Source organism: Brachybacterium sp. JB7, from assembly GCF_003335205.1.
GTDB lineage: Bacteria > Actinomycetota > Actinomycetes > Actinomycetales > Dermabacteraceae > Brachybacterium > Brachybacterium alimentarium.
This window is the reverse complement of sequence record NZ_QPGN01000003.1, coordinates 89,568-115,841: the sequence shown is the minus strand read 5'-3', so window position 1 is coordinate 115,841 and position 26,274 is coordinate 89,568. Positions and strand designations below refer to the sequence as shown.

23 protein-coding genes are annotated in these 26,274 nt (G+C 68.8%); 17 read left to right on the top strand and 6 right to left on the bottom strand.

Annotated elements, in window-relative coordinates; all coding sequences use genetic code 11:
* Positions 1-129: 129 nt before the first annotated feature.
* From CIK81_RS05065 to CIK81_RS05045, 5 genes are all read left to right on the top strand, one after another.
* The gene (locus CIK81_RS05065; protein WP_096164501.1) at positions 130-1,242 is read left to right on the top strand and encodes a type IV toxin-antitoxin system AbiEi family antitoxin domain-containing protein; all 1,113 of its coding nucleotides are present in this window, start codon (positions 130-132) and stop codon (positions 1,240-1,242) included.
* The gene (locus CIK81_RS05060) at positions 1,205-2,107 is read left to right on the top strand and encodes a nucleotidyl transferase AbiEii/AbiGii toxin family protein (protein WP_158541924.1); all 903 of its coding nucleotides are present in this window, start codon (positions 1,205-1,207) and stop codon (positions 2,105-2,107) included. The genes CIK81_RS05065 and CIK81_RS05060 overlap by 38 nt, the downstream gene beginning before the upstream one ends.
* Positions 2,108-2,209: 102 nt before the next feature.
* Entirely contained in the window at positions 2,210-3,697 is a 1,488-nt protein-coding gene (locus CIK81_RS05055; RefSeq protein ID WP_096164499.1) for a C69 family dipeptidase, read from the top strand.
* An 85-nt stretch (positions 3,698-3,782) separates the two neighbouring features.
* Positions 3,783-5,060: an AAA family ATPase gene (locus tag CIK81_RS05050; RefSeq protein WP_096164498.1), complete on the top strand. Its 1,278-nt coding sequence runs from the start codon at positions 3,783-3,785 to the stop codon at positions 5,058-5,060.
* Complete coding sequence (locus CIK81_RS05045; protein ID WP_096164497.1) at positions 5,057-5,638, top strand: hypothetical protein; 582 nt, start codon at positions 5,057-5,059, stop codon at positions 5,636-5,638. Before CIK81_RS05050 ends, CIK81_RS05045 begins: the two co-directional genes overlap by 4 nt.
* Positions 5,639-5,643: 5 nt before the next feature.
* On the opposite strand, the gene CIK81_RS05040 is transcribed toward CIK81_RS05045, so the two are convergent.
* Both CIK81_RS05040 and CIK81_RS05035 read right to left on the bottom strand, forming a co-directional pair.
* Positions 5,644-6,585 (bottom strand): endo-beta-N-acetylglucosaminidase, encoded by a 942-nt coding sequence (locus CIK81_RS05040; protein ID WP_096164496.1) that lies wholly within the window; start codon positions 6,583-6,585, stop codon positions 5,644-5,646.
* A gap of 93 nt (positions 6,586-6,678) precedes the next feature.
* A complete protein-coding gene (locus tag CIK81_RS05035; RefSeq protein ID WP_096164495.1) occupies positions 6,679-7,428 on the bottom strand; it encodes a hypothetical protein in 750 nt (249 codons plus the stop codon).
* 196 nt (positions 7,429-7,624) lie between these two features.
* Between CIK81_RS05035 and CIK81_RS05030 the strand changes: the two genes are divergently transcribed.
* Positions 7,625-8,635 carry an IS481 family transposase gene (locus CIK81_RS05030; protein ID WP_114355470.1) on the top strand — a complete coding sequence of 337 codons (1,011 nt, stop codon included), beginning with the start codon at positions 7,625-7,627 and terminating at the stop codon, positions 8,633-8,635.
* 143 nt (positions 8,636-8,778) lie between these two features.
* Here the strand turns inward: CIK81_RS05030 and CIK81_RS05025 are convergent, their stop codons facing one another.
* The gene (locus CIK81_RS05025; protein ID WP_096166888.1) at positions 8,779-10,278 is read right to left on the bottom strand and encodes an SPFH domain-containing protein; all 1,500 of its coding nucleotides are present in this window, start codon (positions 10,276-10,278) and stop codon (positions 8,779-8,781) included.
* Positions 10,279-10,415: 137 nt separating this feature from the next.
* On the opposite strand from CIK81_RS05025, the gene CIK81_RS05020 reads away from it, so the two are divergent.
* A complete protein-coding gene (locus CIK81_RS05020; protein ID WP_114355469.1) occupies positions 10,416-11,171 on the top strand; it encodes an SDR family oxidoreductase in 756 nt (251 codons plus the stop codon).
* Positions 11,172-11,187: 16 nt separating this feature from the next.
* On the opposite strand, the gene dld is transcribed toward CIK81_RS05020, so the two are convergent.
* Positions 11,188-12,897, bottom strand: a complete 1,710-nt coding sequence (gene dld / locus CIK81_RS05015; RefSeq protein WP_114355468.1) for a D-lactate dehydrogenase — start codon at positions 12,895-12,897, stop codon at positions 11,188-11,190.
* A 346-nt stretch (positions 12,898-13,243) separates the two neighbouring features.
* Between dld and CIK81_RS05010 the strand changes: the two genes are divergently transcribed.
* Positions 13,244-13,981, top strand: coding sequence for a DUF429 domain-containing protein (locus CIK81_RS05010; RefSeq protein WP_114355542.1), 738 nt, complete (start codon positions 13,244-13,246; stop codon positions 13,979-13,981).
* 47 nt (positions 13,982-14,028) lie between these two features.
* A protein-coding gene (locus CIK81_RS05005) for an IS5 family transposase (RefSeq protein WP_241963980.1) occupies positions 14,029-14,917 on the top strand; the annotation gives its coding sequence in 2 pieces (ribosomal slippage) (positions 14,029-14,391 and positions 14,393-14,917; 888 coding nt in all).
* Between the two features lie 64 nt (positions 14,918-14,981).
* On the opposite strand, the gene CIK81_RS05000 is transcribed toward CIK81_RS05005, so the two are convergent.
* Positions 14,982-15,584 carry a LysE/ArgO family amino acid transporter gene (locus CIK81_RS05000; RefSeq protein WP_241963979.1) on the bottom strand — a complete coding sequence of 201 codons (603 nt, stop codon included), beginning with the start codon at positions 15,582-15,584 and terminating at the stop codon, positions 14,982-14,984.
* An 86-nt stretch (positions 15,585-15,670) separates the two neighbouring features.
* Between CIK81_RS05000 and CIK81_RS04995 the strand changes: the two genes are divergently transcribed.
* The 4 genes from CIK81_RS04995 (at position 15,671) to CIK81_RS04980 (ending at position 20,971) form a co-directional block, all read left to right on the top strand.
* A complete protein-coding gene (locus CIK81_RS04995; protein WP_114355466.1) occupies positions 15,671-16,570 on the top strand; it encodes an ArgP/LysG family DNA-binding transcriptional regulator in 900 nt (299 codons plus the stop codon).
* Positions 16,571-16,632: 62 nt separating this feature from the next.
* Positions 16,633-18,366, top strand: coding sequence for a DEAD/DEAH box helicase family protein (locus tag CIK81_RS04990; protein ID WP_114355465.1), 1,734 nt, complete (start codon positions 16,633-16,635; stop codon positions 18,364-18,366).
* A 210-nt stretch (positions 18,367-18,576) separates the two neighbouring features.
* Complete coding sequence (locus tag CIK81_RS04985) at positions 18,577-19,308, top strand: hypothetical protein (RefSeq protein WP_114355464.1); 732 nt, start codon at positions 18,577-18,579, stop codon at positions 19,306-19,308.
* 376 nt (positions 19,309-19,684) lie between these two features.
* Positions 19,685-20,971, top strand: a complete 1,287-nt coding sequence (locus tag CIK81_RS04980) for an ISL3 family transposase (RefSeq protein WP_114355297.1) — start codon at positions 19,685-19,687, stop codon at positions 20,969-20,971.
* Here CIK81_RS04980 and CIK81_RS04975 read toward each other — a convergent pair.
* Positions 20,923-21,522, bottom strand: a complete 600-nt coding sequence (locus CIK81_RS04975) for a GNAT family N-acetyltransferase (protein ID WP_114355463.1) — start codon at positions 21,520-21,522, stop codon at positions 20,923-20,925. The two genes, CIK81_RS04980 and CIK81_RS04975, sit on opposite strands and share 49 nt — an antisense overlap.
* Before the next feature lie 420 nt (positions 21,523-21,942).
* Between CIK81_RS04975 and CIK81_RS04970 the strand changes: the two genes are divergently transcribed.
* From CIK81_RS04970 to CIK81_RS04955, 4 genes are all read left to right on the top strand, one after another.
* Complete coding sequence (locus CIK81_RS04970) at positions 21,943-22,407, top strand: hypothetical protein (protein WP_114305662.1); 465 nt, start codon at positions 21,943-21,945, stop codon at positions 22,405-22,407.
* 224 nt (positions 22,408-22,631) lie between these two features.
* Positions 22,632-23,567, top strand: a complete 936-nt coding sequence (locus CIK81_RS04965) for a ribokinase (protein WP_241963978.1) — start codon at positions 22,632-22,634, stop codon at positions 23,565-23,567.
* Between the two features lie 212 nt (positions 23,568-23,779).
* Complete coding sequence (locus CIK81_RS04960; RefSeq protein WP_241963976.1) at positions 23,780-25,201, top strand: Gfo/Idh/MocA family protein; 1,422 nt, start codon at positions 23,780-23,782, stop codon at positions 25,199-25,201.
* Positions 25,201-26,265, top strand: coding sequence for an NEW3 domain-containing protein (locus CIK81_RS04955; RefSeq protein WP_114307155.1), 1,065 nt, complete (start codon positions 25,201-25,203; stop codon positions 26,263-26,265). The genes CIK81_RS04960 and CIK81_RS04955 overlap by 1 nt, the downstream gene beginning before the upstream one ends.
* The last annotated feature ends 9 nt before the right edge of the window (positions 26,266-26,274 follow it).

The following is a 26,274-nucleotide window of genomic DNA, read 5'->3' as shown; positions in this document are numbered from 1 at the left end:
GGTGACCGAGTTCTGAGTTGCACAGTCTGCCCTGACGCCGCGACCTCTGTTACTTTCGGGGCACCCCCTGGCACATTGATGGCAAAGATGTAACACTCAGATGTAACATTTGAGCCAGGAAGGTGTGCGATGAGGTCAGTCGATGCGCTAGCGACGCTACAGGAGCTGGGCTCCAGTCAGCGAGGACTCGTGACCACCAGCCAGGCAGAGCAGTACGGAATCTCCCGTGTCGCTCTCGGGAGGCTCCGAGAGCGCGAGCTCATCTACCAGGCCCGCCGAGGCGTCTACGCACTTCCCACCGCCGGGGACGAGTCGCTTCAGGACCTTCACGCCGCATGGCTGAGCACTGATCCCACAGAGATTGCAGAGCAGCGCCTTGGCCAGCCCGACGTCGCCGTCTCTCATGTCTCAGCCGCTCGAGTCCATGGTCTCGGCGATCTCGTGGCCCCCCACCACGAGTTCACCTCGACGATCAGGCGGCGCACCAGTCAGCCCGACGTGCGTATCCACCGCGGTGATCTGCCCGACGACGACGTCGCCATCATCAGTGGCCTCCCTGTGACCTCGATCCCGCGAACCGTTGGCGACATCGCCGACGGCGGCGTCGACCTTGACCATCTCGCCTACGTCGTGCGAGACGCGCTCTCGTCGCCGCAGGTCCGGCCACGCGATCTGGCACGCCGCCTCGACAGGGCGGCGGCACGCCACGGGTTCGAGGACGGCGACGTTCTGGTCGAGGCGTGCCTTGAGCGCGCTGGGCTCCCGCCAGTCGCGGAGAATCTCGCGTCTGCGCGCGAATCTCTCATGCGGACCCTCGGGGGCGATGCGGTCCGCGAGCTGATGGAGAAGACCTTCGGCGACATGTTCGCGGACCAGTGGAAGACCCTCACCGCTGATCGTGCGAGCACCCTATGGGGACTTGCCGACCCACCGGCCCTCGACGCTATCCGGAGCCTTCCCGCTCAGCACACGGCTACACGATGGAGAGCCACCACGTCGAATGTGCTCGAATCATTCCGGATGCCCGCTCTGGATGCTCTCCGCTCCTCGACCCTCCGCGACCTGAACAAGTCGATGCGCCTAGGCTCCCCATGGGCCACGAACCCTTCGGGTGGCCAGGGCATGGATGTCCAGGCCTCGGAACGAAAGAAAGTGAGCGATGGCGACGAAGCAATCCAGGCCGCAGACGCCAGCTGGACTGAGGATGTCCCTGAAGGCGAAGCTGAACGCGAAGGCTCGTGAGCGCGGAGTCGCCTCGGACCCGATCCGCAAGCAGTTCGCGTTCGCACTGCTCTACCGCAGATTCTTTAGCGTGGACGGTGATCAATGGATGGTGCTCGGAGGAAATGCCTTGCTGCTGCGCACGGGAGGCGGTCGATTCACGAAGGATGTCGATATGGCTCGGGCCGACGGCTGGGCCGGCGGGGACGAGCTGCTGGTGGAGCTTCGGGACATCGTCGGGCGCGACGTCGGCGACGGATTCACCCTGGAGGTCGATCGCGTCGAGCCGCACGATCATCGCGACCAGTACGGGTACGGGACGAAGTCCGCGAAGGCGTACCTGCGCGTCGTCCTCGCTGGCGATGACTTCGAAGCCTTCACGATCGATCTGTCGACACGCCGCCACGTCAACGGACCGGTCGAATACATCGTGCCGGAGCCGATCATCGACCACGAAAGTATCCGGGGCCTGCCTGCCGTCCCCGTAGTGCCGATCGAGAATCACTTCGCGGACAAGGTCTGCGCGATGTACGAAATCCACCGAGAAGGGCAGCCGTCGACACGGTACCGCGACCTCGCTGACCTCGTCCGGATCGTCCAGGACGTCCAGGTAGATGCTGGTCGCCTCAGCGAGATGCTGGCCCATGAGCAGCAGCGCCGACGCATGAAGCCTCTGCCCACTGCCCTGCAGAGCCCCCACCCGACCTGGGAGACGGAGTTCCCGAAAGCTGCGCAGGACTTCGCGGAGTTCCCGCCCGAGCTCTACAGCCTGGACGCGTCCCTACGCACCGGTGGGGTGTGCCTCAACGAGGTGCTGTCAGGGCAGCGGACCACCGGCATCTGGAGCCCTCTGGACCAGTCGTGGGAGGAGCGGCCCACCGCATGACACGTGCCAAGCTCCCGCTCACACCCTACTGAGGTCTACCGTGGAACCCACCGCGACCCCGCGACCCCGCACTCCACCCAACCCGCCTGAGGTGACCACCCCATGCCCTGCACCACCCTCCTCGTCGGCCGCCATGCCAGCGCCGACGGTTCGCCCCTGGTCGCCCGCACCGAGGACTCCTCGAACGGCACCTTCGATCCCAAGCGGGTCGTGGTGGTGCAGCCGGAGAACCAGCCGCGCACCTACACCAGCGTGATCGGGCGGCGCACGATCGCCCTGCCGGAGGAGCCGCTGCGGTACACCGCGATCCCGAACGCCCTGCCGCACGAGGGGATCTGGGGCTGCGCCGGGATCAACGCGGCGGACGTCGCGATGAGCGCGACCGAGACGATCACCTCCAACCCTCGGGTGCTCGGCGCGGATCCGCTGGTCGAGCGCCACGGCGACCAGCCCGGCGGGTTCGGCGAGGAGGACTTCGTGACCCTGGTCCTCCCCCATATCCGCAGCGCCCGCGAGGGCGTGGAGCGCCTCGGTGCGCTGCTGGCCGAGCACGGCACCTACGAGATGAACGGGATCGCCTTCTCCGATGCCGAGGACATCTGGTGGCTGGAGACCGTGGGCGGGCATCACTGGATCGCGCGGCGCGTGCCGGAGGATCACTACGTGACGATGCCGAACCAGCTGGGCATCGACTCCTTCGACGTAGGCGACGCCGAAGGGCCCGGCCGCGACCACCTCGCGAGCCCCGATCTGCGAGAGTTCGTGCGCGAGCACCACCTGGACCTCACCCTCCGCGACAGTGCCGACGAGGACGCCTCACGCTTCAACCCCCGCGAGGCGTTCGGCTCCCACTCGGAGCACGACCACGTCTACAACACGCCTCGTGCCTGGTTCATGCAGCGCACCCTGAACCCCACCAGCGAGGACTGGGACGGCGGGCACCCCGGCGTGAGCCCGGACTCCGATGACCTGCCGTGGAGCCGTCGCCCAGAACGCCTGCTCACCGTCGAGGACGTCAAGGACGTGCTCAGCTCCCACTACCAGGGCACCGTGTTCGACCCGTACTCGTCCCGTGGCACCGAGGCCGAGCGCCGCGCCTTCCGCCCCATCGGCATCAACCGCCACAACGCGCTCGCGATCCTGCAGATCCGCCCGCACCTGCCCGAGACGCACCGCGCCCTGCAGTGGGTGTGCTTCGCCTCGAACCCGTTCAACACGCTGATCCCGATGTTCACGAACGTCGAGGAGGCCCCGACCTACCTCGCCACCACCGGCGAGGCGGTGAGCACCGACAGCTTCTACTGGACCTCACGGCTCATCGCCGCACTGGCCGACGCGCACCACGCCGAGACCCTCCCCGACATCGAGCGCTACCAGCAGAGAACCCTCGCCCTCGGGCACGCCGCCGTCCGCGCGGCCGACGAGGCCGCCGCCGGGGCCGGCAGCGCCGAGGAGGTCCCGGCGCTGCTGGCCGCGGCGAACACCGCCATCGCCGAGCAGATCCGCGAGGCGACCGACGCGCTGCTGGGCTCGGTGCTGTTCACGGCCAGCAACCGGATGACGAACCGGTTCTCCCGCTCGGACGAGTGAGCATCCCGTTGCGGCATCGTGGCCGTCTACACTCCCTATACCCGGCCCCGCTGCCACGCGTCGACGAGATTCAAGAGGGACGCCCATGTTCACCCGCCTCCGCCTGATGGATTTCAAGAGTTTCAAGGACACGACCTTCTCGCTGGATGCGTTCACGCTACTGATTGGCTCCAACGCGAGCGGGAAGTCGAATGTGCGGGATGCGCTCCGGATCCTCCACGGCGTGGGGCGTGGCTATTCGGTGGCCGAGATCCTGGGCGAGAAGTGGGCCGAGGGCGGCGTCCGCGTATGGACCGGCGTGCGCGGAGGGGCGCGGCAGGCAGTCCGCTACGGCGTCGAGGACCATGCGTTCCAGATCGAGGCAGACTTCACCGTGCCGGGCACGACGGAGACTTCGAAGCCGACTGCGATGCGGTACCGGCTCACCCTCGCAGTTGCTGGGAACACGCCGGAGGTTGTCGGCGAAGCACTCGAGGAACGCGGCAAATACGTGTTCGACACTCATCCCGACGGTGACGGCCTCGGCCCAGGCTCCGCCCACCGCACAATCAAGGTGCGAATGCGCTCCCCCAGCGGCCGCCCACCGGAGCAGACCTTCCTCACCGACCGGCCGCTGCTCACACAGATGCTCGAACCGGGAGCGACCTCAGAGCAGAACAGGGAGGCAGCCCGTCGGGCACAGCAGTTCCTCGGAGCGATGCGGTTCCTCGACCTCGACCCCGATGCAGCACGTCGCAGCAGCCAGCGCGGAATCACCACATTGGGGGATCGCGGTGACAACCTCTCGTCGGTGCTCGCGGCCCTCTCGGAGACCGAGAGCGCCCGAGAAGTGCTCACCTCCTGGATCCGCGCACTCACCCCGATGGACGCGGTCGACCTCCGCTTCGAGGACGATCTGAACGGCAACACACTTGCTGTGCTCATCGAGGGCAATGGCCACGAGACACCACTCACCTCGGCCTCGGACGGCACCGTACGCTTCCTCGCGATGGTCGCCGCGATGCTCCACGAAGCCACCCCGCGCGTGCTGTTCTTCGAGGAGCTGGAGAACGGGATCCACCCCCACAGGGTCGACCTCCTGCTCGATCTCATCGAGACGAGCGTGCGCGCGAGCGCCGCGCAGGTAATCGCCACCTCTCATTCACCCCAGCTGCTCGAACACGGGTACCACGCTGACGATGCGCGTCCTATCCTCATCGCTCGTACCGAGAGCGGGATCAGCACCGCATGGGACGTGAAGCAGGAACGCAGCATGACCGAGGTCATCGATCAGGACGATCTCTCCGACCTCATGAGCGACGGCTGGTTCGAGGACATCGCCGCGCTGTCCGGGACCACCTCCGCGGGAGAGGAGGACGAGTGAGCTTCAACGTCATCGTCATCCCCGAGGACGATCGCCTCGACTCGTATATCCTCACCCCGGTGCTGAAAGCCGCGCTGGCCTGGGTCGGGAAGCCTCGCGCCACCGTGAGGATGGTGTCCAAGCCCCACCCCCGAGGGATAGACACCGTGCTCACAACGGCATTTTTTGACCAGGTACGGCGACGCTACGGGATGGCGGATCTGTTCCTGTACTGCATCGACCGTGACGGCAGCCCGGCCAACGATGCCCGACTCCTCACCGCGGTGCAGAACGCCGCGCAGAGACTTCGCGCGACTCAGAATGTCGATGGCCGAACGGCGCACCAGGAAGTCGAGGTATGGGGCCTCGCGGCATGCGGCAGGACCGTGCTCACCGACTCGTTCGCCACTATCCGCGCGCATCGCGACCCCAAGGAGGCGTTTTTCGATCCGGCGGCCGAATCGCTCGGGGTGCATCGAGGGCCGGGCCACGGGAGGGAGCACATCGGGCGCCTGGCCGGGTCGATGTACAGCCGGGTCAGGCAGCGGTGCCCCGAGCTGCAGGAGATCGAAGAGATATTCCGCGAGGCAGCGGACTGAACCGTTCAGCCCTCCCGCGCCATCACATCCTTCAGGGTCTTCGACCAGGAGTAGGTGGTCGGCTGCATCTCGTCGTCGCCCTCGGCCACGCCGTCACGGTCCAGGGCGTAGCAGAAGATCCCGCCCTTGCGCGCCCCGTCGGGCTGCCACTGCGCGTAGGCGTAGGCGCGGCTGTTCTCGATCGGCTGGTCCACGTCGCCCCAGGTGGCGCCCCGCTCCTCGTAGAAGGAGAAGCCGATGAAGTACTGCGAGGGGTCGATGAGCTCCTGGTACGTCTCCCACGTGGCCTGGAGGCCGTCGACGGATCGGCCGTAGGACTGCACCAGCACGTAGTCCACGAGATCCGCCGCGTGGGCGAACAGCGCGGTGTCGCCCTCCTGGTTGGTGTCGTAGATGAGCAGGCGCGAGGTGCCAGATCGCGGGCCCAGCTGCGCGCTGAGGTGCGTGAAGACCCCGCGGGCCCGCTCCAGCTCCTCGTCGCTGAAGTCGCGCTCCACGTCGATGTCCAGGCCGTCCAGGCCGAGGTCGGTCACGTAGGTCGCCACCAGGTGCTCGGCGAGCTGCCGATGCCCCTCGTCGGTGTTCGGGTAGTCGGGGTCCAGAAGCTTGTCCACGAAGACGGTCCCGACCACGCGTGTGCCCTTGGCGTGCAAGGCGCGCACGTACCCGTTGCGCAGCACCGTGGGGAACGCGCCCTCATCCTCCGCGGTCACCTCGGCGAAGGCGAACACGAGATCGACCTCCGCCGGGATCTGCGCCATGGAGGTGCGGCCCTCGGAGTCCTTCGCGGAGGTGTCGTTCCAGACCCGGTAGTAGCCGAAGTACTGCGGCCCGCTCGGCTCCTCAGCGGGGGCGGTGCGGTTATCGGCCGCGGCGGGGATCGCGGCGCCGGCGACGGCCGATGCGCCGAGTGCTGCGGTCGCGAGAGTGAACTGTCGTCGGTCCATGGCGGGGACTCCTCATCGTCGAGAAACTGAAATGCTCACTAAACCGCGTAAGCACCTCGACCCTGACAGATCGGGCCCGCGAGGTAAAGGGACTCAGCTCGCGAGTTGTTCGAAGATCTCCGTCGCGCGCGAGGTGGCCTCCTCGCTCCACTCCTCGAACTCGCTCTCCATCGCGCCCTCCTTCGTCAGGTTGTACATGACCTGCACCTCCTGGCAGGTCATCACGACCGTCCACCGTGCGAAGCGCTCGCTGCGGGTGTACTGCTCCTCGACGACGTCGCACTCCCCGAGCGTCGACTCCTCCGTCGTCAGCTCGTCCGTGTCCTCCAGGCACTCCTCGCGCGTCAGCGAGCCGTCCTCCTCCACGTCCTCGGCGGCCCCTACCGTGGCGACGCTGAGGCTCTCGACGGCGCCGCGCTCGAGCAGAGCCTCCTCGGCGATGACGCCCTGCACCTGCGGACGCCGGTTCTCGAGCTGGTACCGGTAGGACTCCACCACCAGATCTGCGCAGGCATCGGTGGAGTCCATCCCCTCGAGCTGGGTCACGGACTCCTCGAGCGACGCGTAGATCTCCTCCGAGCCCAAGACCTGCGAGGTGGGGACCACGGCCTCGATCGCCGCGACGCCCGACTCCTCCGTGAACTCGAGAGCGGCCGCTGTCGCCTCGGCCTCCTCGGCGCTGCCGTCGGTCTCCGCCGGCCCCTCGGACTCCGCGGCCGCCGCCTGCCCGTCCTCTGCAGGGTCCGCCGACGGTTCCGCGCCCCCTCCCGCGCTGCAGCCGGCCAGTGTCATCGCCGCCAGCGCCAGAACTCCGGCTCGGCGCACTCCCCGCAGGTGCTTCATCGTGGTGACTCCATCCCGGCCCGCATCGGCCCCGACCCCTGGCCCGCGCCCTCTGCGCCGGCACCTTCACTGGCGAGAAGTCTAGCTGTTGCGGGTCATGACGTTGTGGACACCGGGTCGGGGATGAAGGAACGGGCCCCTGACCGGCACGATGGGTGGTGTCAAAGCAGCCGTCACGCAGGAAGAGGCCCGTTCCATGCACCACCGTAATGCCCCATTGACCGTCGTCGGAAGACAGCGCGCTATCGCGCAGGTCGTCGAGGTCGGTCGCCCCATTGCGCACGTCGCCGCCGAGTTCCACATCGCCCGCACCACGCTCTCGAAATGGGTCGGACGCTTCCGCGAGCACGGCGAGCTCGGCCTGCAGGACCACTCCAGCGCGCCAGCGAACCGCCCTACCCGTCTCCCGATCTGGGTGCTCGAGCTGATCGAGTCCTGGCGACGGACGAAGAAGTGGTCCGCGCGCCGTATCGCCCGCGAGCTCGCCGACGGGCACGGCTTCCGCTGTTGCGTGAGAACGGTGTCGCGCTGGCTGGACTGGCTCGGACTGAATCGGATCCGCGACATCACCCCAGACGGCGAGAACCTTCGCCGACCAGGGAAGATCATCGCCCGCTACCCGGGCCACATGGTCCACATGGACGTGAAGAAGGTCGGGAAGATCCCCGACGGCGGCGGCTGGTGGGCCCACGGCCGCGGCAGCGAACAGGCCCTCGCCGGCAAACGCGCCCACAAGCAGAAGGTCGGCTACACCTACCTCCACTCGATGGAGGACGGGTTCTCCCGCCTGGCCTACACCGAGGCGCTCGAGGACGAGAAAGCCGTCACGACCATCACCTTCTTCCACCGCGCCCGAGCCTTCTTCGCTGCCCACGGCATCACCAGGATCTCCCGCCTGGTCACCGACAACGGCGCGAACTACACCGCCACGGCGTTCCACCGCTCGACCTGCGCGTTCATCGGACGCCACCAGCGCACGCGGATCTACACTCCCCGCCATAACGGGAAGATCGAGCGGTACCAGCGGATCCTGGCCGACGAGTGCCTCTACGCCCGCGCCTACGAGTCCGAGAACGAGCGACGAGAGGCCATCGCGATCTGGGTCCATCACTATGACTACCATCGGCCCCACACCGCCTGCGGCGATCAGCCCCCGGCCTCACGCCTCCACGCCGGCGTCGACAACGTCATGACCAACTACATCTAGGCCGGGACGGTCGTGGCACGGCGGCGGCTCCGCCCCACAACAGCAGCGGTCCCCTGCCCGGCCGTGTCTCTCCTGATGAGAGCGCATGGCCGGACAGGGGATCGTGAGCTGAGCTCAGCGGGGAGCGGGCGCCGGGGGGCGCCTCACTCCTGCGGCGATGCCTCGCCCTCGCCCGCGGTGCTCTCCCGCGTCTGGGTGGTGGCGCGTCCCGACTCGGCGGTGCCGGAGCCGGACGTCGCGGCGGAGCGCTTCGGCGCCGCGCCGTCGGCGGCCTGCTCCCGCAGCGCCGCGCCGAGCGCCTCACCCTGAGCCGTCCCCACGGCACGGCCCTGGATGAGGTCCCGGATGCTCAGTCCGAGCGTCGACTCGACCGAGTCGAAGACGCCCCGCAGCGCCCCGACGGACTCGCCGGCGAACTGCTTGCCGGCGACGTCGCCGTCGTTGGCGTCGGAGCTGATCACGGTGATGTCGCCGATCTGGGCGTAGCCCTTGGCGAAGGTCTCCATGAGGGTGGGCAGCTGATCCACGACGCGCTGCGCCAGCAGCGCTTCCTGGTTCTCCTTGAGGGCTTCGGCCTCGGCGCGCATCGCATCGGCGCGGGCCTCGCCGGCCAGGCGCTCCGCCTCGGCATCGGCCTCGGCGCGCATCTTCACGGCGCGGGCATCGGCCTCGGCGACCTCCGCACGTGCCTCCGCCTGCCGGCGCTGATCGTAGGCCGCGGCGTCGGCGTCCTTCTGGCGGCGGTACAGATCGGCGTCGGCGACGCGCTTGACGTCCGCATCCAGCTGCGCCTGCTTGTTCTCCGCCTGCTGCTGGAGCACTTCCTGGCGAGACTTCTCGCCGGCGAGCGCCTCGGCCTGCTCGGCCTTCGCACGGGCACGGCCCACCTCGGCCTGGGCGTTGGCGCGGTTCGTATCCAGCGCCTGCTTCTCGACGAGGTTCTGCTCCTCGTTGCGGATCCGCTCCTTGGCCACGGCGCGCTCGGCGTTGGTCTGGCTGATCTCCGCCGCCTGGCGCTTCGCCTCGATCTCCGGGGCCCCGAGGGACTGGATGTAGCCCACGCCGTCGGTGATGCCGCGGATCTGGAACGAGTCGAGGATGAGGCCCTGCTCGCGCAGCTCGGGGATCACCGTCTCCGCGATCTGCTCGGAGAACACCTTGCGATCGCGCATCAGGGAGATGACCGTCTGCTGGGCGATGACCCCGCGCAGCACGCCCTCGAGCTGATCCTGCGTGAAGGACTCGATGGCTTCGTCCTGCGAGGCGAACCGCTCCGCGGCCCGGCGCACCAGGCCCGAGTCGGAGCCGATCTTCACCAGCGCGACGGCGTCCACCGAGACGGTGACGTTGTCCGCCGTCTGGGCGTCCGCCTGCATGTTCACCTGTCGCTGGCGCAGCGAGATGACCTCATGGCGCTGGGTGATCGGGTTGACCACCGCCTTGCCGTTGACCACCACGGTGGTCGCCGAGGTGCTGCCGTCTGCGTTCTTCTGGCTCTTGCCGGAGATCACCAGCGCTTCATCGGCGCGTGCGACCTTGATCCAGCGGCGGATCACCACGAAGGCGATCAGTGCGATGACCAGTACGGCAGCCAGGAGCAGCAGGACCACTCCGACGATGCCGAGGCCGAGGAAAGAATTCATGGGGGTGCTTCCTGTGGAGTGAGTGGAGGCGTAGTGCCACCAGCTTCCCATGAAGAGGCGCGCGGCGGGCGCGAGGCATCGCTCTTGACCCCATGCCGCAGCAGGACGACGATGCTGGGCACGAGGAGAGGACACCCATGAGGATCGCGATCGCCGGGGGCACCGGAGTCATCGGACGGCACGCGGTCCGGGCCGCGCAGTCACGCGGGCATGACGTTGTGGTCCTCTCCCGCAGCGAGGGCGTGGACGTGTTCTCGGGCACCGGGCTCGAGGAGCGGCTGCGGGGCGTCGACGTGGTCGTCGATGCGCTGAACACCCCGTTGCTCTCGCGCCGGAAGGCTGTCCATTTCTTCCGCACCACGAGCCGGCACCTGCTCGAGGCCGGGGCGCGCCACGGCGTGGCCCACCACGTGGTGCTCTCGATCGTCGGCATCGACGGGATCGACGAGTCGTACTACGCCGGCAAGCTCGCCCAGGAGCGGACCGTCGAGGCCTCCGGCGTCCCGCACACCATCGCCCGGGCGGCGCAGTTCCACGAGTTCGCCGAGCAGATCAGCGCCCGCACCTCCCTCGGCCCGCTCACGATCGCCCCGCGGCTGCTGGCCCGGCCCGTCGCCGCCCGCGAGGTGGGCGAGCACCTCCTCCACGTCACCGAGACGGATCCGGCCGGCCGCGCCCCCGACCTCGTCGGCCCCGAGGAACACACCCTCGCCGACATGATCCGCCGGATACATGCGCACGACGGCACCTCCCGGCGGGTGCTCGAGGTGCGGTTCCCCGGCGCCCCCGGGCGCGGCATCGCGTCCGGAGCGCTGCGCGGCGACCCCGACAGCGCCCAGATCGGGACGACGACCTTCGCGCAGTGGCTCGCGCAGGAGCACGGGACGGGCTGAACGCAGGGCAGCGCCCTCACGCCCACCGCCTCCGCGGCGACGTCTCCCCCACGCCCGCATTGAACATGTTCAGCGGGTCCAGCTGCTGGAAGTGCTCGATCATCGGGTCGGGCGCCGGGTAGAGGCGGCCGTAGTTGTGCTCCGCGGGCACGGCGGCGCCGCGGCTCTCGAGCAGCGCTGTCATCTCCTTCTTCAGCGCCACCGGGTCCACGCCCTTCTTCGCGACGTGGTCCTGGTGCAGCACGTGGCAGAAGAAGTGCCCGAAGTAGACGCTCTCCAGGAGCTGGTCGGCGATGTGCGGGGGCAGCACCTCGAGCCAGTCCTCGTCGTCGCGACGCAGGGCGACGTCGAAGGTGACCATGGCCGAGGCCTCTGCGCGGTGCATGACGAAGAAGCGGCTGGCGGCGCTGGCCACGCCGAAACGGATCAGCGTGGCGCTCTCGGCCTCCTCGGCGTCGCACTCGAAGAACGCGCCCTCGTGCTCGGGCGCGGCGAAGAACTCCTCGAGCAGCTGCGCGGTCGTCTCCCGTTCGCTGCCGCTGACCACGAGCATCAGGTGATGGGCGTAGCGGTCGCGATGCTCGACGAGGCGCGGTGGGATCTTCTCCGGCACGAGGGAGAAGAGCTTCTGGGAGATCGCGTCGGCGACCGACGGGCCCATGCCCGGCAGCTTCGCGAACACCCCGTTCGCCCAGCTCTTCAGCGCGAACATGCGCACCAGAGTACGAGAGCCGGCGTGCTTGAGGGAGACGTAGGTGTCCTTGCCGTACTCGACCGCGAGATCGAAGGCGTGCGAGCTCATGTATTCGCCCGAGATCGGCAGTGGACCGTCGGCCGCGAGGAACGTGCGCCGCAATGCCTCGAGATCCCCGGGGCGGTCCGTGCCGATGTAGAACGTCGCCTTGTCGTCTTCGAGCGGGAAGGTGCGGGTGCGCACCGCGAACACCATGAGCTTCCCGGCGCAGCCCGAGGCTTCATGGAGGAACGTCGGATCGGCGTTGAAGCGCGCCGGGGAGTCGGCGATCTGGCGCACGTGCTCGGCGTAGGCGGTGCCGGTGGAGTCGGGCGGCGGCGGGGTGACGTCGGCGGCGTCCCACTGCCCACGCTGCAGCCGGTCCAGGATGTGCGTGGGGTCGGAGCCCAGGTCGATGCCCAGATGGTTCACCAGCTGGATCTGCCCGTGCTCGTCGACCCGCGCGAAGATCGCCTGCTCGGTATAGGCGGGTCCCTTGCGGATCTGGGTGCCGCCGGAGTTGTTCGCGATGCCGCCCACCACGCTTGCGCCGATCGAGGTCGAGCCGATCACCGAATGCGGCTCCCGCCCGTGCGGGGCGAGGGCGTCCTCGAGGGAGAAGAGGGTGGCGCCGGCCAGGCAGACCGCCTCACGGGCGTCGTGCAGCAGATGGATCTGGTCGATCCGCAGCGTCGAGATGATGACGATGTCGCGGTCGTAGTCCTGGTCGCCGGGCCCGGACCCGCCCGTGAGCCCGGTGTTCGCGGCCTGGGTGATGACGATCAGGTCATGGTCGACGCACACCTGCAGCGCGCGCCACATGTCCACCAGGGAGCCCGGCCGCAGCACGGCGAGCACCTCACCGGTCCCGAAACGGTCGCCCGTGGCGTACGGCGCCGTGGCCCGCGCCGAGGTGAGCACGTGCTTGCGCCCCATGATCTCGGTGAAGGCCTCCACGGCCCCTGACGATCGCGGGTTCTGCGGTGCGTGCATGTGCGATAGCTCCTTCGCCTCGGGTCCTCGAGTCGACGTCTCTCGAGTCGAGAGAGCCTACCCTTCGAGCGTCGGGGCAGCACGGCACCGAGTGCCAGGAGGGCCAGGAGCGTGTTCGGTGCCGCCGCGGTGCCTCTCGTGGCCAGATCGCCGTCCTGTTCCGTCGTCGTGCCCGGGGCCGGGAATCCGTCGTCGTGCCCGAGGCCGGGATCCCAGCGCCGCTCGAGCTGCTGCAGCCGGCGGCACTTCTCTTCGTCGTCGATCGCGTGGGTGACGTCGTTGATCGGCGAGGTCGGTGATGGGAGGACGCATCGAGCCAGACGCGGTGCCCCGCTATCGTGGCGCGATGGTCCTCGGCAGCACATTTCTCGGCGTCGATCTCGCCGCCGACCCGAAACGCACCGGCATCGCGCAGCTGCGCGACGACGGCACGAAGATCGTGATCGAGAACGTCCGGGTCGGCGTGGACGACGACGCGATCGTCTCGGCCATCATGGGCTCACGAAAGGCCGGGGTGGACGTTCCCTTCGGCTGGCCTCGGGCCTTCGTCGAGCTGGTCCAGGGGCATCGGACGGCTGCCCTCGCTCCCCCACCGGACACGGGCCCGGACTGGAGGCGAGAGGTGCTCTACCGCGCGACCGACCTCGAGGTGAGGCGTCGGGTGGGGAAGACTCCCCTGAGCGTCGCGGCGGACAAGATCGCGTACCCGGCCATCCGCTGGGCGGCCATCGCCGCGCGCCTCAGGGAGCAGGGGGTCCCCGTCACGCCTGACGGACGCGGAGTGGCCTGTGAGGTCTGTCCCGGTGCGGCCCTCGCCGCCTGGCAGCTCGCGGGCCACCCCTACAAGGGCGCGAAGAACGCGACGTCCCGGTCGACGCTCATCGAGCGACTGTCCGTGCGGCTTCCGTGGCTCCAGTGGGACGGCCACCGGGACGCGTGCGCCGACGACGACAACGCGCTGGATGCAGTGATCGCTGCGCTCGTCGCCCGCGACGTCCACCGCGGGACTGCGATGCCGCCGCCTCCGGAGCTCGCGGACCTCGCCGCTGACGAGGGCTGGATCTGGCTGCCCGACGGCTCCTAGGGCGTGTCTCCTAAGTTTGTGGGAGTTCGGGGTGTGATGGTGGGTGGATGAGCCGACGAAGCGTGTTGTCCGACGCCCAGTGGGAGACGATCCAGCCTTTGCTCCCCGCTCAGCGCCCCTGGTCGGGAAGGCCGAGGAGGGATCATCGGCAGGTGGTCGAGGGAATCATCTACCGCTACCGGTGCGGGATTGCCTGGCGGGACCTCCCGGCCGACTTCGGGCCCTGGCAGACGGTGTGGAAGCGCCACCGCGCCTGGGCCGCCGACGGCACCTGGGACCAGGTCCTCGACGCGCTCCTGGTCCGTGCCGACGCGGATGGTGAGCTGGACTGGTCGGTCGCGGTCGACTCCACGATCTGCCGCGCTCACCAGCACGGCACGAACCTCGAGCGCACCACGGGGGGCGCTGTGGAACCACAAGAATCTCCGCGTCGAGCCGGCTGATCACGCGCTGGGTCGTTCCCGTGGCGGGCTCTCGACGAAGATTCATCAGCTCGTCGACGGCCACGGCCTGCCGCTGGTGATCCTGTGCGGGCCCGGGCAGGGCGGGGACTCACCGATGCTCGCCCCACTGCTCGATGCCCTCTCCGTCGCCCGCAAGGGACCCGGGCGGCCACGCACGAGACCGAACATGCTGCGCGGCGACAAGGCCTACTCCTCCCGCGCTACCCGCCAGACACTTCGGCGTCGAGGCATCAAGGCAGTCATTCCCGAACCTCGCGACCAGCAGCAACACCGCCGCAACCGCGGGTCACGCGGCGGTCGCCCTGTCGGACTGGACGCCGAGGCCTACCGCGGCCGCAACGTCATCGAGCGTGGCTACAGCGACGTGAAGCAATGGCGCGGCCTGGCCACGCGCTACGACAAACTCGGCCTGACCTACCGCGCCGGAGCCGTCCTCCGCGCGATCATCCAGTGGCTCAACCACCTATTTTAGAGACATGCCCTAGCTGGTGTGGATCATGAGGGTGACGTCAGGGGGTGAAGATGGCCGGCCCGTCTCACCCGACGGCGAGCAGTCCCGCGACGATCAGCATGGTCAGCGCGACCGCGCCGTCGACCACCCGCCACGACCGCGCGCTGGACAGCACACGCCCCAGCCCGCGCGCTCCGAACCCCAGCGCCGAGAACCAGATCATGCTGCCCGCCACCGCACCGACAGCGAACAGCCACGCCTGTGCCCCATGGGTAGCAGCGATCGAGCCGAGCAGAAGCACGGTGTCGAGGTAGACGTGCGGATTCAACCAGGTGAGTGCGAGCGCCGTCGCGACCACGGGGCCCAGCCCGCTCCCTCGGCCCGCCTCGTCGGCCTCCAGGGACTCCCCGCCGCGCAGGGCCCGGCGCGCGGCGAGGACCGCATAACCGAGCAGGAAGACGACGCCGGCCCAGCGGGCAGCGACGACCACCTCGGGCACGGCCCGCACCAGGGCACCGAGGCCGCCGGCGCCGGCCAGGATCAGCACGGCGTCCGAGGCGATGCACACCGTCACTACAGCCAACACGTGGTCGCGCCGGATTCCTTGACGCAGCACGAACACGTTCTGGGAGCCGATGGCGATGATCAAGGAGAGGCCGGCGAGGAGGCCGTGCAGAGCGGGGGTCACCGGATCGACGCTAGATCCGTTCGTGATGAAGCACCAGCGAACATTGCTGCATTGCCTGTAGTAGCGCTTCATCTACGATGCGGGACATGCGCATCGATCCCGCCCTCGCCGAGACGCTTCGCCTCGTCGGGGAGGAGGGGACTCTCGAGGCCGCCGCCCGCCGCCAGCACATGACTCCCTCCGCGGTGAGCCAGCGGGTGAAGCTGCTCGAGCAGCAGCTGGGCCAGCGCCTCCTGGTGCGCACGAAGCCGGTGCAGCTCACCGCACCCGGCGAGGTGGTGGTGCGCTTCGCGCGCGGCCACGCTCTCCTGGAGCACGAGGCCGGCACGGAGCTGGGGCTCGAGACGCAGGGCGAGCAGCCCCGGATCGGGATCGCGGTGAACTCGGACTCGCTCGCCACCTGGTTCGTACCGGCTCTCGCGGACTTCGCCCGGGAGCACGATGCGCAGCTCGAGCTGCAGCGGGAGGACCAGGACGAGACCGCGCGCCTGCTCACCACCGGTGCGGCCATGGCGGCTGTGACCTCCGCCCCGTCCGCCCCGCCGGGATATCGTTCGCTGCCGCTGGGCAGCATCGTCTACGTCGCAGTCGCATCCCCGCGGTGGCGGGCCCGCTGGACACGAAATACGACGGGTCCGGTAGGCCCGGACGTTCTCGCCCGGGCGCCGCGGATCGACTACGACACGAGCGATGACCTCCAGGCCACCTGGCTGCGCCGCCTGGGCGTGGACCCCTCGCTCGCTCCGCGCCACCTGGTCCCCTCGACGCACGAACTCGCCGATGCGGTGGTGGCCGGGCTCGGCTGGGGCATGCTGCTGACCATGCAGGCCGAGCCTCTGCTCGCCCGCGGAGAGCTCCTCGCGCTCGGCGGCGACCCGGTCACCTCTGCCCTGTTCTGGCAGGTGGCGAAGACTCCGTCGGCCCTGCTCGATGCACTCACGGACACGGTGCTCGAGACCGCCCGGCGGGAGCTGCAGCAGCCCTGAGCGCCCCCGACCCCCTGGGCGAGCCGCCCAGGTCACAGGTGGAACAGCGGTAGCCTCGCGGAGTGCCCAGCCCTCGCCGATCCAGTACCCGCCGTCGCAGCAGAACCCCGCGCCGGAAGGGATCCCGGCAGTCGCAGCGGCCACTGCCGTTCGTCGGCCCGGGCGAGCGGCTGTGGGTGCTGGACGTCCCCTACGGGACCCAGGTCGACGGCGCCGCCTGGCACCCTGCCGTGAAGATGCACCTGTACGTCGGCCGTGCGCTCCCCGAGCACCTCGCGCCGTACGCTCCCGGCCCGCACACCCTCGGCCGGTTCCTCGAGAACACGCTCAACCCCGACGACCCCGCACCCACTCCCGAACCGGCCGACGACCTCGAGCCCCGGCAGAACCAGTACGAGGCGGCCGATGCGATCGCCGAACGCGCAGAAGCCGGCGGGCGGCAGTTCCTGCTGGCCGACGAACCCGGCGTCGGCAAGACGATCTCCGCCGTGCTCGGCGCGAGCGCGGTGGGCGACCTCCGTGGTGCACAGCGCGTGCTCGTCGTCGCCGACCGGCCCGCCGCGATCACGATCGGGCATTGGTGCCGCACCATCACGGCGCTGGGCGACAGCGGCCTGGAGTGGGTGGTGATCACCTGGGACCGTCTGGAGAAGGTCGCGGACCACACGTGGGAGGTGATCATCGCGGACGAGGCCCATGCGCTGCGTCGAACCACCACGAAGCGGTGGAAGCTCTGGGCGAAGATCTCCGGGCACGGCACACCGCATGACAAGGCCCCGTTCGTCATCGCGACCACCGCGACGCCCGGTCACACACCGCTCGAGCTGCCCTACCTCGCGCCGGCCTATGCGCAGGTGCACGGCGAGTCCATGAAGGAATGGGCCTCGGCCTCCCAGCCCGCCGCCACGTTCGCGACCGCGCTCAAGAGCCATGGCGTCGGCGTGGAGAGGGGACGCTACGGCGCCACCTGGACCACTGACGCAGAGCGGCGCGCCGCAGACCTCTCGCTGGTGCGCGGCTGGCTCGAGGATGCTCGGCCGCCCGCCATGCTGCACCGCGCAGCGCCCTGGGGGCCGGTGCCGATCTCCGGGATGCCGGTGACGCTCACGCCGACGGAGCGCAGCGCGTACGAGGCCGAATGGGGCGAGTTCTGCCGCGAGATGGACATCGCCCGGCGCGGCCGCAATACCGCCAAGGGCCGGGCGGCGCTGCTGCGTTTCCGGCAGAAGGCCGGACTGATCCGGGTTGACTCGACGGTCGCCTGGATCGCCCAGCAGGTCGAGGCCGAGCGGCAGGTGGCCTGCTCCGTCGAGTTCGTCGGGACCGCCGCCGACCCGATCGCCGAGCGTCTGCGCGATTCCGGACTCGAGGTCGCCACGATCTACGGGCGCGACCGCTTCGACGTCGAGGCCGAACGACTGCGGTTCCAGACCGGGCAGGCGAAGGTCTGCGTGTTCACCACGGTCGCCTCGATCAGCCTGCACGCCGGCGAGACCCTCGCAGATGGCCGCCAGGCGAGCACCGAGCCCCGGGTCGGCGTCTTCCACCAGGCTCGCTTCTCGGGCATCGCAGGCCGGCAGGTCACCGGCCGCACGCACCGCGACCAGCAGGTCTCCCCGTGGCACATCGCCTACGCCCAGGGCACCGTCGAAGAACAGGTCAGCAAGGTGATGGTGGAGCGGATCGCCGCCGCCTCGGACACCGTGGGCGGCGACACCGCCGGGCTCACCGACCTCGCCGAGCTGCTCGGGGCGGAGTGGTTGCCGGCCGCGAGCCTCACCGACGGCAGCGCCTGAACCGGCGTGAGCCACCGCCGCTCCCACTCACGGCGGCCACACGTCGTCCTCTGTCGTCGGTGCGTGCGGGCCATTCGTCGGCGCACCCATGACCACGGCTGCCGTGGATCCGGAACGACAGGCGCAAGAAGCAGCACCGTGTCCAATTTGTGACCATATGCGGGCTAATCTGATGGATAAATTCTCTGCTCATCCCGAAGGAATACCGCCATGGCCTACTCCTCAGCCGCCGGGTACGGCGAACCAGCATGGGGCCCAGCGCGTCCTCCTGTGCAGCAGCCGTATCCCCCCTCTCTCGGCCCCCAGCCGTCCGGTGCTCTCGCCATCGTCGCCTTCATCGCGAGCCTGGTGGCCTTCTTCTTCGGGTGGGTGCCGTTCCTCGGGTTGGCACTCGGCGCGATCGGCCTGCTGCTATCGATCATCGCGGTCCGCACGCCGGTTCTTCGTGGACTGTCCATCGCCGGGATCGTCCTGTCCACGATTGCCGGACTGACCTCCCTGGTGACTACTGGGCTATTCCTCCTCGCTCTTCTGGGCAGCTCGGGCCCGGCGCCGAGCCAGGAGGCTGCTGCCTCCCACTCCCCGGAAGATTTTGTCGAGATCGATCCGCGAACGCTTGCAGGGATCGCGAAGGACCCGGATGCCCATGCCGGCGAGACTCTGATCCTGTACGGCTATGTCACTCAGTTCGATGCCGATACCGGGCCATGCACCATGCGTGTGAGTGTCAGCGCCGACAAGCACTCGTCATGGCTAGAGTACGAGCACAATTCCCTCGCTTTCAGCGGGGACGGGGATTCGCAGTGCCCTGAGCTCCAAAACATCGTCGCCGACGACCAGGTGAAACTGACCGTCGTGCTTCAGGGCGGCGAGAGCTATAACAGCCTCGGTGGCTACACGACCGTTCCTAAATTCGAGGTCGTCGACGCAGAAGTTCTCTGAGCTCGGGCGCTTGGACGATGCCGCCCCACGTTTCCATGGACTTGCGCGGGAGAGACTGAATCGGAACTGAGTGCCGAGTGGCCCCGTCCACGCCCTGACCGTCCCCACGGCAGGCGGGTTCTCCGTGGCCTCCCCGAACATCGGAAAGCTCCATGGCAGCGCTGTCACGCTTGCTGGCTCCAGGGGCGGATGAAACAGCAGGGGTATTCGGCGTTGATGTTCGCGAAATCCACACCAGAGCCGAGCACCTCGCCGGGTACGGGGCTCTTCGCGGCTCGTGGTGAAGGAGAGCGTCGCGTCGCTGGCGTAGAACGGCCCGTGGTCCTGCTGTGATGGGTGTTGTCTAGACAGCCACATCCCAGAGGACCACGAGCCTGTGCACGAGAATACTGGTTCGCAGCGAGATGCTGCGAGCACGATCTTCAACCTGCCCAACTACCGCGTCACAGACGCTGTCGACCTGCTCGACGGAGGTCGGCGGGTGGTGATCGCCTCGACCGTCCCGCCCGGATGTCCGTCGTGCGGGGTGCGCGCGACCAAGGTCCACTCCCGCCGGTCACAGAAGGTGCGAGACGTCCCCGTGGCCGGGGCTGTGGAGGTGGTGTGGGCCAAGCGGCGCTGGTTCTGTCTCGAGCCGGCCTGCGACCGGCGCACGTTCTGGGAAGCGACCGACCAGGTCCCGCACCGTGCGCGCTCGACGACCCGGTTGCGGGATCAGGTTGTCTCCGCAGTGATCACCTCGGGCCGGGCAGCCTCAGAAGTCGCCCGGGCTCATGGCGTCTCGTGGTGGCTGGTCCAGGCCGCGCTGGCGGCTGCCGCAGTGGTCCTGCCCACCGTCGACGACGTGCCAGTAACGCGCCTGGGCATCGATGAGCACCGCTACCGGTCGGTGCGCTGGTTCCGCACCGACGAAGGTGCCTGGAAACGGTTCGAGCCATGGATGACGACCTTGGTCGACCTCGCCACCGGGCAGGTCCTCGGCATCGTCGACGGCCGGGACTCCACCGCCGTCGGCCACTGGCTCGCCCAGCGATCTGACGCCTGGCGGGAGCGGATAGAGATCGTCGCGATCGATCCCTCGGCCGCTTTCCGTAAAGCACTGCGGACCTACCTGCCCCGCGCCGCGGTCTCGGTCGACAAGTTCCACCTCGTCAAGCTCGGAAACGACATGGTCACCACCGTTCGTCAGCGCCTCGCCCGCGCTCACCACGGTCGTCGGGGCCGGAAGGACGACCCGGCCTGGGCGCACCGGATGCTGCTGCTGTGTGGAGCTGACACCCTCACCCCGAAAGCGTGGAACCGGCTGGAGACGGTGTTCCGCACCGATGACCCCACCGACGAGCTCTCCGCTGCCTGGGGCATCAAGGAGCAGCTCCGCCGTCTGCTGGCCACCGACACCCTCGCCCAGGCCTGGGACGAACGGATGCGGATGGGCTACTTCGCCCAGATCGCGAACATGCCCGAGGCGACCAAGCTCTACGACACGATCGTGACCTGGTGGGACGCGATCGAGATCCTCATCGTCACCGGCGCGACCACCGCCCGCGTCGAGGCCGCGAACACCGGCATCAAGAACATCAAACGCACCGGCCGCGGCTTCCGCAACGCCGAGAACTACCGCACCCGTATCCTGCTGGCCAGCGCCGCGAGAACCGTAGCGTGAATACCCGCCACAGCAGGGTCATTCACCACGAACCGCGAAGAGCCGGGTACGGGCGTTCCGGGCTGCAATACGTCGAAGCCCGCTCGTTGGTAGAACCGGGCTTCTTCGGGAGCGCAGCCGCCAAAGAACACTCGTCGCGTGACGTCGCCCGGAACGCCGTGCTGGTCCATAATGCAAAGCAGGACAGTTCCAATCCCGTGGTGTCGCCAGTCTGGAGCGACAGCGAGGTATCTGACCAAGACAGCGAGCGTCTTCTCTGAGGGGCTGTGGTCCGGGCTGGAGATGAGCGGGCCGAGGGTGACTGCGCCAATAAGCGTTCCGTTGGAGTCGAGTGCCGCGACGCCTTGGAGGTTGTCCTCGGCGGTGGAACCAGTGATCATCTCCGCATTGAAGGTGGCAACCGCTGTCGCCTCCACTTCGGCTGAGGGGAAACCGACGAACTGCACTCCCTGGGCCACAAGTGGCGTCGCGAGACGGATCTGTTCCTCCCTCATTTTTTGGGCTCCCCAACCCTTCCGGAGTAGAGGCAGCGTGTCGTAGGTGGCATCCATGAGTGGTCCTTTCAGCGTCCGTGGCTCCCCTGCGTGTCAGGGTGAATTAACGCCAGAGTTTCATAGCAAGTCCGCTCCCGCAGGGCGAGATCAGCAGACGGTCGAGGCGATCACCACCCGCCGGCCGCCATCAGGCAGGTCGATCGCGTCGATGACGTGGTAGTCGGTCAGGTCGAAGATCGTGCTCGCAGCATCCCGCTGCGAACCAGTACGCTCGTGGTCCTTCGCCTCATGGATGTCTCGACAACACCCATCACAGCAGGACCACGAGCCGTCCTACGCCAACGACGCGACGCTCCCCATCACCACACGAACCGGAAAGAGCCTTTGAACACGGGGCGGTCTCTCGGTACCCAAATGCCGGACGCTCGTGCAAACCTTCAAGCATCACGACGACCCGCACTGCGAACGGAGAAGGCCATGGGATTCTGGACTAAGCCGATCGGCGAAATTTTCGAGGAGCGCAAGGACAAGAAGGCTGGGTTCGACCCTGGCAAGAAATACAAGCCGATGATCTTCGGGACCATGAAGACTGGCTTCATCGACCTGAAGCGAGACGGCCGTATGGCCTATCACGACGCAGACAGCACGAAGCCCACCCGCTTCCAGGCAGATGACGTGGAGAGCATAGAGATCGAGGACGCCACCGAACTCGACAAGCGCGTCTCTGTCGCCCGCGCCGGCGGCGGTGCACTCGTCGGTGGCGTACTGCTCGGCCCGATCGGCCTCCTTGCTGGCGTCGGCCTCGGCGCGATGGCGAAGAAGGAGCGCGGAGGGGAGAAGTTCCTCGTCATGGAACTCCATGACGGGCGGACGATCATTGCCCAGATCGCTCACAAGCACGTCATGAAGGCACACGAGCTACGGAACCAATTCCGAAGCTAACGAGCGGAAAGCCCTGGCTGATGACCGGCCGAAGCGCTGAGTTGGAGGAGCGCGCGACCAGAGCCTCCAGCTGGCCAGTGGGCGCGAGCAGTGATCCACCTGCGATAGTTGCCGTACCGCGAAGAGTCGATCAGTCTCGAGCTGGTGGCGCGCGGCGTGGACCGCGCCCGAGCCGAGCAGCTCATCACCACCAACCCGCAGCGTTATCTCGGAGGACAGCGACAGTGACCGAGCAGCACCGGCCCGATGAAGGGCGGATCCTCGTCGTCGGATCCGTGAACGTGGATCTCGTCCTCGGAGTTCCCCGGCACCCGGGGCCGGGCGAGACCCTCGCCGGCACCGGGTCCCGACGCTCACCGGGCGGCAAGGGTGCCAATCAGGCCTGCGCAGCGGCTCTGCTGGGCGGCGACGTCCGATTCGCGGGTCGCACCGGCGCCGGGCCCGACGCCGACCTCGCCCTCGCCCTGCTGCGCGACGCCGGAGTCGATCTGACCGCGACGGAGGAGGTGCCCGCGGAGGAGACCGGGTTGGCAGTGGTCACCGTCGACGAGGCTGGCGAGAACAGCATCGTCATCATCGCCGGGGCGAACGGCTCCTGGTCGGCGCAGGACGTGAAGAGCCTCCGGGCCGCGGTGGAGGCGAGCGACCTCGTCGTCTCCCAGGGCGAGATCCCGGCCGCCGCAGTGGATCAGCTGGCGCTGCTCTGCGCCGAGACCGGCACCCGATTCCTGCTGAACCTGGCGCCGGTGATCGAGGTCGGCGCCGGCACGCTCGCCGCCGCGGACCCACTCGTCGTCAACGAGTCGGAGGGCCGGCTCGCGCTGACCGCGCTCACGAGGGCTGACGCACCCGACGACGATGCGGCCACCGTGCGAGGCCTGCGCGATGCAGGCGTCCCCTCCGTGGTGATGACACGCGGTCCACGTGGCGCGATCCTCGCGACCGACGACGAGTTCGCCGAGGTCAGCTCGCCGAAGGTGCACGCCGTCGACACGACCGGCGCCGGAGATGCCTTCGTCGGGGCGCTCGCCGTGGGCCTCGCCCGGGGCGAGAGCGCTGCCGACGCCTGCCGGCGCGCGGTGCGCGTCGGCGCCTTCGCCGTGACCCGGCACGGGGCGCAGCCGTCCTACCCCACACGGCAGGACGAGCTGCCTCAGTGACATCGCACTGAGCTGGGACACCGCAGTGAGCTGGCCGCACGCTCGCTCGGACGTCGGCCCCACTTCATGTAAAACGATTGCCATCGTCCGTGGTCTGTGCCACATTGGAGCCAGTCCGGCCACATCGACGTACCGGGCGAGGCCGCCGGGTCCCCGCGGTCGCGGCCCTCGCGCGAGGGCTCCTCCTCCACCCCACTCCTGAGGTGACCCTGGTGAACCATCCCTCCCCCTCCACCCCCTCCCGTCGCGGACTGCTCGGAGCAGCCGGCATCGCGGGCCTGACCGTCGCCGGAGCAGGTACGGCCATGGCCGCACCGGCCGGCGCCGCTCCCGGCCCTGCCGCCCCGATCCCCGGCCCTGCCAGCATGATCGGCGTGCCCTACGCGCAGCGCGACACCGTGCGCATCGGCATCATCGGCCTGGGCAATCGCGGTGCTTCGATGGCCTCCGGCTGGGCCGCTCCGCCCGGAGCACGGATCGACGCGGTCTGCGACATCCGGGCCGACCGCGCCACCAAGGTCGCCGCCGCCCTGGAAGAGGAGGGCCACGACCGCCCTCGCGAGTTCGGCGGCGAGGACACCTCGTTCCAGGACATGCTCGACGAGGTCAAGCTGGACCTGGTGTACATCGCGACGCCGTGGGAGTTCCACTACGCCCAGGGGAAGGCGGCGCTGCTGGCCGGGGCGAACGTGGCCGTCGAGCTGCCGATCGCCACGGAGATCGACGAGATGTGGGACCTGGTCGCCACCGTCGAGCAGACGCAGAACCACCTCTTCCTCGCGGAGAACACCTGCTACGGTCGCAACGAGCTGGCCATGGCGCGCGCCTCCCACGGCGGCCTGTTCGGCGACGTCACCAGCGGCGCCGGCGCCTACCTGCACGACCTGCGCGGCCTCATGTTCGACGAGGACTACTACACCGACCACTGGCGTCGCACCTGGCACACCACCCACAACCGGTCCTTCTACGCGATGCACGGGCTGGGCCCGATCGCGAACGCCATGGACATCAACCGCGGCGACCGGATCACCACGATCCGGGCCACGGCGACCGCTCCACGGGCGCTGGCCGACTACCGCGAGAGGTTCATGCCCAAGGACCACCCTTCATGGGCCGACACCTACATCAAGGGCGACCTCATCACCTGCCTGCACGACACGGACAGGGGGCGCGTGATCCGCACCGAGCACGACGTCTCCTCCCCGCGCCCGTACAGCCGGATCAACTCCCTGGCCGGCACGCGCGGACTGCTGGAGGACTACGTGCCGATGGGCGATTCCGGTGCCCGGGTCTACGTCGAGCCCGACCACGCCGACGACGTCTGGCGCAGCTTTGACGGGTTCCGCGACGAGTTCGACCACTGGCTGTGGCGGGACGTCGGCGAGGACGCGGAGAACAACGGCGGCCACGGCGGCATCGACTACCTGCTGCAGTGGCGCACCGTGCAGGCGATCCGGCTGGGGCTCGAGCCCGATATCGACGTCTACGACTCGGCGACCTGGTGCGCACCGGTCCCGCTCAGCGAGGAGTCCATCAACCAGGACGGCGCCGTGCTGGCCATGCCCGACTTCACCCGCGGGCAGTGGAGCACGCTGCGCCAGGGCATCGATTCCGAGCGGAAGGAGATGCCCTGATGAGCATCGAGGACCACTCCCCCGAGAACCAGACTCCCGCTACGGCTCCCACGAGAGCGCGACCGGGCATGGACGCCCGTGCGCTCTCCTCGACGGCCCGGGCCCTCAGCATCCTGGTCGCCGCGATGGCGCTGCTGCTGGGTGCGATGGTCCCCGCCCAGGCGGCCACCCAGGCGCCCCACCAGATCGATGTCCGCCTCACGCCGCTGGACCTGGCCGATCAGGACACGATCCAGACCCTCACGGTCACCGTCACCAACTCCTCCCGGCAGGCGATGACCGAGACGACCATCGACCTGGGCGGACCGGCCGGCTGGAGCATCGCCCCGTCGCAGCGCGACGTGGCGGAGCCGATCGCCTCGGGCGACACGGTCACCCGGTCCTTCCAGGTGCGGGTGCCCACTCTGCGCGAGGGCTTCCGCATGCATCCCTTCTCCGCGACGGTCACGTATGGCGGAGGGGACGGGCACGGCACCGTGGTGCAGGAGAAGACCCAGACCACGGGCACACCGGTCGCCTCGCTGGAGAAGGCGTACAACAACGTCGGCGCCACCACCCTCGACACCCGTGCAGAGGGCGACTTCGACGGCGAGGGCAATTCCTTCTCCGCCGAGCAGCTGAGCGAGGCCGGACTGGAGCCGGGAGCGAGTGTCCCAGGCGCTGGGGCCGAGTTCATCTGGCCGGACGTCGAGGCCGTCGCGGAGGACAACGTCACCGCCGGCGGGCAGGCGATCTCCCTGGCCGGATCCGGCAGTGACCTGGCCTTCCTGGCCTCCGGATCCGGCATGAGCGCCACCGGCACCGTGACCGTGTTCTACACCGACGGCACCACCGGCACCGGCACCGTCTCCGTGCCGAACTGGACGGGTGCGGGAGCGAATCCGGATGCCGAGGTGGTCGCGGCCACCTCGGGGCGCAACACCCCGGACGGCTACGGCAACGAGAACGGGACGTACTCGGTGTACGCGGTGTCGATCCCGCTCGAGGAGGACAAGGAGCTCGAGACCGTGGTGCTGCCCGGGAACGGGTCGCTCCACGTGTTCGACATGCAGATTGTCGAATGAGGTCGGGCG